We start from the raw sequence: 272 nt of genomic DNA on the forward strand, positions 1-272 counted from the left end.
GGTGTCGCCAACCGCGCCAATCAGGCCGTCGTTCCGGAAGGTGCCAATATCGGCCTCGGCGTCCAGACCTCGGCGGTCCGCAACTTGCATCTCCAGGGCGAACTGACCCAGACCGGCAACGATCTCGACGTAGCGCTGATCGGCAAGGGCTTCTTTCAGATCCAGTCGACCGATGGCACGACGCTCTATACTCGCGCCGGCGCTTTCAACAAGAATGACCAGGGCCAGCTCATCACCATCGACGGCTATGAAGTCCTGCCTGGGATCACCAT

The 272-nt window shown here is 61.0% G+C and carries 1 protein-coding gene; it reads left to right on the forward strand.

What is annotated here, in order from left to right:
• Positions 1–272: flagellar hook-basal body complex protein (locus EOD29_RS31850; protein ID WP_127248823.1), on the forward strand; the 272-nt coding region annotated here is incomplete at both ends.

Source organism: Mesorhizobium sp. M1A.T.Ca.IN.004.03.1.1 (assembly GCF_003997555.1).
Lineage (GTDB): Bacteria > Pseudomonadota > Alphaproteobacteria > Rhizobiales > Rhizobiaceae > Mesorhizobium.